Origin of the sequence: Pseudomonas sp. EGD-AK9 (genome assembly GCF_000465935.2) — a bacterium.
GTDB lineage: Bacteria > Pseudomonadota > Gammaproteobacteria > Pseudomonadales > Pseudomonadaceae > Aquipseudomonas.
In genome coordinates this window covers 1-7,196 of sequence record NZ_AVOF01000166.1, presented here as the reverse complement: position 1 = coordinate 7,196, position 7,196 = coordinate 1, and the positions used below count along the sequence as shown (strand labels likewise).

At 65.9% G+C, this 7,196-nt stretch carries 9 protein-coding genes; 1 reads left to right on the top strand and 8 read right to left on the bottom strand.

The genetic code is table 11. The annotated features are described in order from the left end of the window. Positions 1–1,201: S41 family peptidase (locus N878_RS09315; RefSeq protein WP_021443396.1), on the top strand; the 1,201-nt coding region annotated here is incomplete at its 5' end. 126 nt (positions 1,202–1,327) lie between these two features. Here N878_RS09315 and N878_RS09310 read toward each other — a convergent pair. The 8 genes from N878_RS09310 to hisB form a co-directional block, all read right to left on the bottom strand. Further along, positions 1,328–2,083, bottom strand: coding sequence for an ABC transporter substrate-binding protein (locus N878_RS09310; RefSeq protein ID WP_021443395.1), 756 nt, complete (start codon positions 2,081–2,083; stop codon positions 1,328–1,330). A gap of 129 nt (positions 2,084–2,212) precedes the next feature. Next, positions 2,213–2,968, bottom strand: coding sequence for an ABC transporter substrate-binding protein (locus N878_RS09305; RefSeq protein WP_021443394.1), 756 nt, complete (start codon positions 2,966–2,968; stop codon positions 2,213–2,215). Between the two features lie 95 nt (positions 2,969–3,063). Then, the gene (locus N878_RS09300; protein ID WP_021443393.1) at positions 3,064–3,798 is read right to left on the bottom strand and encodes an ABC transporter substrate-binding protein; all 735 of its coding nucleotides are present in this window, start codon (positions 3,796–3,798) and stop codon (positions 3,064–3,066) included. A 161-nt stretch (positions 3,799–3,959) separates the two neighbouring features. After that, a complete protein-coding gene (gene hisF / locus N878_RS09295) occupies positions 3,960–4,730 on the bottom strand; it encodes an imidazole glycerol phosphate synthase subunit HisF (protein WP_004374000.1) in 771 nt (256 codons plus the stop codon). A gap of 77 nt (positions 4,731–4,807) precedes the next feature. Further along, positions 4,808–5,545: a 1-(5-phosphoribosyl)-5-[(5-phosphoribosylamino)methylideneamino]imidazole-4-carboxamide isomerase gene (gene hisA, locus N878_RS09290; RefSeq protein ID WP_021443392.1), complete on the bottom strand. Its 738-nt coding sequence runs from the start codon at positions 5,543–5,545 to the stop codon at positions 4,808–4,810. Positions 5,546–5,582: 37 nt separating this feature from the next. Then, positions 5,583–5,837 (bottom strand): DUF2164 domain-containing protein, encoded by a 255-nt coding sequence (locus N878_RS09285; RefSeq protein ID WP_021443391.1) that lies wholly within the window; start codon positions 5,835–5,837, stop codon positions 5,583–5,585. Next, positions 5,837–6,475, bottom strand: a complete 639-nt coding sequence (gene hisH / locus N878_RS09280; RefSeq protein WP_021443390.1) for an imidazole glycerol phosphate synthase subunit HisH — start codon at positions 6,473–6,475, stop codon at positions 5,837–5,839. The genes N878_RS09285 and hisH overlap by 1 nt, the downstream gene beginning before the upstream one ends. Beyond that, positions 6,476–7,069, bottom strand: a complete 594-nt coding sequence (hisB, locus tag N878_RS09275) for an imidazoleglycerol-phosphate dehydratase HisB (protein WP_021443389.1) — start codon at positions 7,067–7,069, stop codon at positions 6,476–6,478. It lies immediately after the preceding gene. Positions 7,070–7,196 lie beyond the last annotated feature (127 nt).

Sequence of the window (7,196 nt, the reverse complement as noted above, 5' to 3'; positions counted from 1 at the left end):
CAAGGCGCCGCTGCCGCTGGACGACCTGCGCACCTTCGCCGAGGTGATGGACCGGATCAAGGCCGCCTATGTCGAACCGGTCAGCGACAAGACCCTGCTGGAGAACGCCATCAAGGGCATGCTCAGCAACCTCGACCCGCACTCGGCCTACCTCGAGCCGGAGGCCTTCCTCGAACTGCAGGAGAGCACCAGCGGCGAGTTCGGCGGCCTGGGCATCGAGGTCGGCATGGAAGACGGCTTCGTCAAGGTGGTCTCGCCCATCGACGACACCCCGGCGTCCCAGGCCGGCATCCAGCCGGGCGATCTGATCGTCAAGATCGACGGCCAGCCGACCAAGGGCCTGTCGATGATGGAGGCGGTGGACAAGATGCGCGGCAAGGCCGGCAGCAAGATCGAGCTGACCCTGGTGCGCGACGGCGGCCGCCCCTTCGACCTGACCCTGACCCGCGCGGTGATCAAGGTGCGCAGCGTCAAGAGCCAGATGCTCGAGGACGGCTACGGCTACCTGCGCATCTCGCAGTTCCAGGTCAACACCGGCGAGGAAGTCGGCAAGGCGCTGACCAGGCTGCGCAAGGACAACGGCGACAAGAAGCTGCGCGGCCTGGTCATGGACCTGCGCAACAACCCCGGCGGCGTGTTGCAGGCGGCGGTGGAGGTCACCGACCATTTCCTCAAGAAGGGCCTGATCGTCTACACCGAGGGCCGCCTGGCCAACTCCGAACTGCGTTTCAACGCCGACCCGGCCGACGCCAGCGAAGGCGTGCCGCTGGTGGTGCTGATCAACGGCGGCAGTGCCTCGGCCTCGGAGATCGTCGCCGGCGCCCTGCAGGACCACAAGCGTGCGGTGCTGATGGGCACCGACAGCTTCGGCAAGGGCTCGGTGCAGACCGTGCTGCCGCTGAACAACGACCGCGCGCTGAAACTGACCACGGCGCTGTACTTCACCCCCAATGGTCGCTCGATCCAGGCCCAGGGCATCGTTCCCGATATCGAGGTGGCGCGCGCCAAGCTGACCCGCGAACAGGACAACGAGGGCATCAAGGAAGCCGACCTGCAGGGCCACCTGGGCAACGGCAACGGCGGCGCCGACCGCCCGAGCAAGGCCAAAGCTGCCCAACCGCAGCGCCCGCAGGACGACGACTACCAGCTGAGCCAGGCGCTCAACCTGCTCAAGGGCCTGAGCGTGACCCGCGGCGGCTGAGGCGAAGCGGCGATACGAAAAAAGCCCGGACATCATGTCCGGGCTTTTTCTTGGCTTCGTCCCAGGGGGCGCCGTGCGCACCGAATAAACGACTGGTGCGCGCGGGCCCCTAGGCTGCGGGCCCGGTTACAGGTAATTGGCGGTGATATCGTCGATGTAACCCTCGGCGCGCAGCTCGTCCAGGGCCTTCTGCAGGCGCTCGACCACCTCGTCCGGGGTGTCCTTGTTCAGCGCCAGATAGAGCTCGGCATCGTTGAAGCGCAGCACGGTGGTCAGGCCGCTGACGTCCTCCTGCTTGGCCAGATAGCGGCCCACCGGGTCGGTGGTGGCCCACAGGTCGATCTGCCCGCGCACCAGCTTCTTCACGTTCTCCTGATCGCGCAGGGCGTTGACCGGCTGCAGACCCTGGCTCTCCAGATGCTGGCTGACCGCGTCGTTCTTGTAGGCGCCGATGCGGTACTGCGCGGCGTCCTTGAGGCTGGCCACGCTGAGGTTGTTGCCGGGCGCGGCGAGCAGCACCCAGCCGGTCTTGGCGATCGGCCCGACCCACTTGAACAGCGGCTGGCGCTCGGGCGTGAAGGTGGTGGAGAACAGGCCGTAGTTGGGCTTGTCCAGGGTCAGGCGGTAGAGGCGATCCCAGGGAAAGCGCAGGGTCAGGGTGTAGTCGATGCCGGCACGCTTGAACATCTCGCGCACGATATCGGCGCTGATGCCGTCGATGCCGTCGTCGCGGGCGAAGTTCTTGTCGTCCACCGCCATGTTGAAGGGCGGGAAGTTCTCGGTCAGCAGCACCACCTTGTAGTCCGGCGGCAGCTGCGCATGGGCGAAACCGCTGCCAAGCAGCAGGGCGACAAACAGGCTTTTCTTCAGAGTGTTCAGCATAAGACGTACCGCTCGCATGATTTGTGGTTATGGCTAGCGACATCCTTGCGTGGACCCGAGTCCGGTGATTGGCACTCGAAGGTTCTGCCGTCCATGGCAAGCGACCGGCTTTTGGCCGGTCGCAGGGTCTTACAGGTAGCTATTGAGGATATCGTCGACGAAGCCCTCGGCGCGCATCTGGTCCAGCGCGGCCTGCAGCTTGGCGACTATCTCGTCGGGCATTTCCTTGTTCAGCGCCAGGTACAGCTCGGCGCTGTCGAAGCGCAGCACCGTCTTCAGCCCGGAGATGCCTTCCTGCTTGGCCAGGTAGCGCCCGGCCGGATCGCCGGTGGCCCACAGGTCGATCTGCCCGGCCATCAACTTCTTGGCGTTCTCCTGATCACGCAGCGCGGTCAGCGGCTGCAGGCCCTTCTCCAGCAGGTGCTCGGCGATGGCGTCGCCCTTGTAGGCGCCGGCCTTGTATTGCTTGGCTTCATCCAGGTTATTCAGGCTGATCGGGCTGTCGCCCTTGGCCAGCATCACCCAGTCGTCCGGGCCAATCGGGCCGACCCACTTGAACAGCTGCTCGCGCTCGGGCAAACGAGCAGTGACGAACACGCCGTAGCCGGGTTTCTCCAGCGCCAGCTTGTAGATGCGATCCCAGGGGAAGCGCAGGGTCAGGCTGTACTTGACCCCGGCACGCTTGAACATCTCCCTGACGATATCCACGGCGATGCCGTCGATATTGTCTTCCTGGGCGAAGTTCTTGCCGTTGATGGCCATGTTGTAGGGCGGGAAATTCTCGGTCAGCAGCACCACGCTGTAGTCCGGGTCCACTTCGGCGCGCGCGGCAGCGGTCAGCACCACAAGGGTGCCGCCAAGCGCGAGGAGCAGGCGTTTGAACATAGATCTTCTCGTTCTTCTGAAAAGGCAGACCCCGCCAGAATAACCAGCACTTATGCCGCAGCACAGTGCCGGCGTGACATTCCTGGCAAATTGCCTCAATACCGGGCCTCGATGGCCTGCAGCACACCCTCGGCGCGCAGGGCGTCCAGAGCCGTCTGCAACTTCTGCACCAGCTCGTCGGGGGTCTGCCTGTTCAGTGCCAGGTAGAGCTCGGCGGTATGCAGGCGCTGCACCACCCTGAGGTTGTCGATGCCCTCCTGGCGGGCCATGTAGCGGCCCGCCTGGTCGGAGGTGACCCACAGGTCGATCTGCCCCTTGTCCAGTTTCCGGGCGTTCTCGTTGTCGCGCAGCGTGGTCTGCACGCTCAGGCCGCGGTCGAGGAGGAACTGGGTCTTGGCGTCGCCCTTGTAGCCACCGATGCGGTAACGCGCGGCGTCCTGCAGGTTGGCCAGTTGGATCGGGCTGTCGCCCCTGGCCAGCAGCACCCAGTGATTGGTGGCGATGGGGCCGACCCACTTGAACAGCGCCTCGCGCTCCTGGGTGCGCGCGGTGGAGAACAGGCCGTAGCCGCCGTCCTCGAGGGTCTGCTGGTAGACCCGCTGCCAGGGGAAGCGCAGGATCTGCTGGCACTCGACCTCGGCGCGCTGGCACACCGCGCGCAGGATATCGGCACTGATGCCGCTGACCCCCTCGCCCTTGGCGAAGTTGCTGCCGTTGACCGACATGTTGAAGGGCGCCAGGTTCTCGGTGAGCAGCACCAGCGCCTCGGCGCGCGCCAGACTGGCGCCGCAGAACAGGAAAACAACGGCAAATAGCCGGAAGGCGGACATAGGGACTCCGTGTCGGGAAAGTTCGGGATGCAGGGCGCGCAGCCGCATCGGGGCGGCGGCCGGAGGGCCTGGGCGCAAGGGCGCCATGCTAGCGCCATCGATGGCATTGTGCCGTCGACTCGCCCGCAGCTTTGGCCGGCAGAACGCCGGCCAGCAGAGGGTCAGCGCACGACGATGCCGCGGCTGGCCAGATAGGCCTTGGCTTCCGGCACTGTGTATTCGCCGAAGTGGAAGATGCTCGCCGCCAGCACGGCGTCGGCCTTGCCTTCGAGGATGCCGTCAGCCAGGTGCTGCAGGTTGCCGACGCCGCCGGAGGCGATCACCGGCACGCGCACCGCCTCGCTGATGGCGCGGGTCACGCCGAGGTCGTAGCCGCTCTTGACGCCGTCCTGGTCCATGCTGGTGAGCAGGATCTCGCCGGCGCCCAAGCCTTCCATCTTGCGCGCCCACTCCACGGCATCCAGGCCGGTGGGCTTGCGCCCGCCGTGGGTGAAGATCTCCCAGCGGCCCGGCTCGCCCGGCGCGGAGACGCGCTTGGCGTCGATGGCGACGACTATGCACTGCGAGCCGAAACGCGCCGCCGCTTCACCGACGAACTCGGGGTTGAACACCGCGGCGGTGTTGATCGACACCTTGTCGGCGCCGGCATTGAGCAGGTTGCGGATGTCCTGCACGGTGCGCACGCCGCCACCGACGGTGAGCGGGATAAATACCTGGCTGGCCATGCGCTCGACCGTGTGCAGGGTGGTGTCGCGACCGTCGACGCTGGCGGTGATGTCGAGGAAGGTGATCTCGTCGGCGCCCTGCTCGTCGTAGCGACGGGCGATTTCGACGGGGTCCCCCGCGTCGCGGATATTCTCGAACTTGACGCCCTTGACCACGCGGCCGTTGTCCACGTCGAGGCAAGGAATGATGCGTTTAGCCAGTGCCATACGGAGCTCCCGTAGGGTGGGTGCAACCCACCGATAAAGATTGCGTCAATTGCGGCGGGTTTCACCCGCCCTACGGTTCAACCCTTGAAGCTGTCGCAGAAGGCCTGGGCCTCGGCCACATCCAGGGTGCCCTCGTAGATGGCACGGCCGGTGATGGCGCCGATGATGCCGGGCGAGCGCGCCAGCAGCAGCTTCTCGATATCGCCGAGGTTGTGGATGCCGCCCGACGCGATCACCGGAATCTTGCTGGCGGCGGCCAGCGCGGCGGTGGCTTCGACGTTGCAGCCCTGCATCATGCCGTCCTTGGCGATGTCGGTATAAACGATGGCGGAAACGCCGTCGGCCTCGAAGCGCTTGGCCAGGTCGGTGGCCTGCACGCTGGAGACTTCAGCCCAGCCGTCAGTGGCGACGAAACCGTCCTTGGCATCCAGGCCGACGATCACCTTGCCCGGGAAAGCCTTGCACGCCTCGGCGACGAACTCCGGCTCTTTCACCGCCTTGGTGCCGATGATCACGTAGCTGACCCCGGCGCGCACGTAGTGCTCGATGGTCTCCAGGGTGCGAATGCCGCCGCCGATCTGGATCGGAAGGGTCGGGTAGCGTTTGGCGATGGCGGTGACCACTTCACCGTTGACCGGCTGCCCCTCGAAGGCGCCGTTCAGGTCGACCAGGTGCAGCCGACGGCAGCCGCCCTCGACCCACTTGGCGGCCATGCTCACCGGGTCATCGGAGAACACCGTGGAGTCTTCCATGCGGCCCTGACGCAGGCGCACGCAGGCGCCGTCCTTCAGATCGATAGCGGGGATAATCAGCATCGGTTGAACCTGCTCAAGTTTGAATTCGGTAAGGCGCTCAGCTCTTCTCGAGCGCCCAGAGGTCGCTCTCGATGCTGTCGAACCTGTCCTTCAGGTGCGCCTGCACGTCGAGAATCGCCTTGTTGTAGTAGTGCGGTGCCAGCTCGCGGGTGATCAGGTCGAGCACTTCCTGCACCTCGAAGGTGCCCAGCTGCAGCTCGAAACGCTGGTCGAGAAAGCGCTGCAACAGCAGCAGCGCGGCCTGCTCCTGGGCAGGCTCGAGCGCCAGGCTCGGCACCTTGGCGCGCGCCATTACCAGCGGCCATCCCAGGCGGCGAAGTTCTGCAGCAGCTGCAGGCCGTGGGTATGGCTCTTCTCCGGGTGGAACTGCACGGCGAAGCGCGAACCCTCGGCCAGCGCGGCGGCGAAGTCCTTGCCGTAGTGACCGCGACCGACCACCTGCTGCGGCTTGCCGGCCTCGATGTAGTAGCTGTGCACGAAGTAGAAGCGCGCCTGGTCCGGAATGTCGTGCCACAGCGGGTGCTTGACCGTCTGCGCCACCTCGTTCCAGCCCATGTGCGGCACCTTGAGGCGCTCGCCGTCTTCGCTCAGGTCCTTGCCGAAGAAGCGCACCTGGCCGGGGAACAGGCCGATGCAGTCGACGCCGTCGTTCTCCTCGCTGCGCTCGAGCAGCGCCTGCATGCCGACGCAGATGCCGAGGAAGGGCCGGTCGGCGCTGACCTCGCGCACCAGCTCGTCAAAGCCCAGGCGCCTGATCTCGGCCATGCAGTCGCGGATCGCGCCGACGCCGGGAAACACCACGCGATCGGCCTCGCGGATCACCTTGGCGTCCGAGGTCACCAGCACGCGGCCGGCACCGACGTGCTCCAGCGCCTTGGCCACCGAGTGCAGGTTGCCCATGCCATAGTCGATTACGGCTACCGTCTGCATTTACAGGCAGCCCTTGGTCGACGGCATCTGCCCGGCCATGCGCGGATCCAGCTCCACCGCCATGCGCAGCGCACGGCCGAAGGCCTTGAACACGGTCTCGATCTGGTGGTGGGTGTTGTGCCCGCGCAGGTTGTCGATGTGCAGGCTGACCAGGGCGTGGTTGACGAAGCCCTGGAAGAACTCCTGGAACAGGTCGACGTCGAAGTTGCCGACCACGGCGCGGGTGAAGGGCACGTGCATCTGCAGGCCGGGACGACCGGAGAAGTCGATCACCACGCGCGACAGCGCCTCGTCCAGCGGCACGTAGGAATGGCCGTAGCGGGTCATGCCCTTCTTGTCGCCGACGGCCTTGGCGAAGGCCTGGCCGAGGGTGATGCCGACGTCCTCGACGGTGTGGTGGTCGTCGATATGCAGATCGCCCTTGCACTCGATATCGAGGTCGATCAGGCCATGGCGGGCGATCTGGTCGAGCATGTGCTCGAGAAAGGGCACGCCGATGTCGAAGCGCGCCTTGCCGCTGCCATCCAGGTTGATCGAGACCTTGACCTGGGTCTCCAGGGTGTTGCGCTCGACGAATGCCGTACGTTCGGCCATCACCAGCTCCACAAATTGCCAACGGAAAAAGGCCAGCATTATAGGCGGGCCAGGGGCCGTGCGGCTACCGGCGGCGGTCGGATCGCCAGGCCATGGGCGCGATAGCCGGCCGTGACGCGTCAGCCCG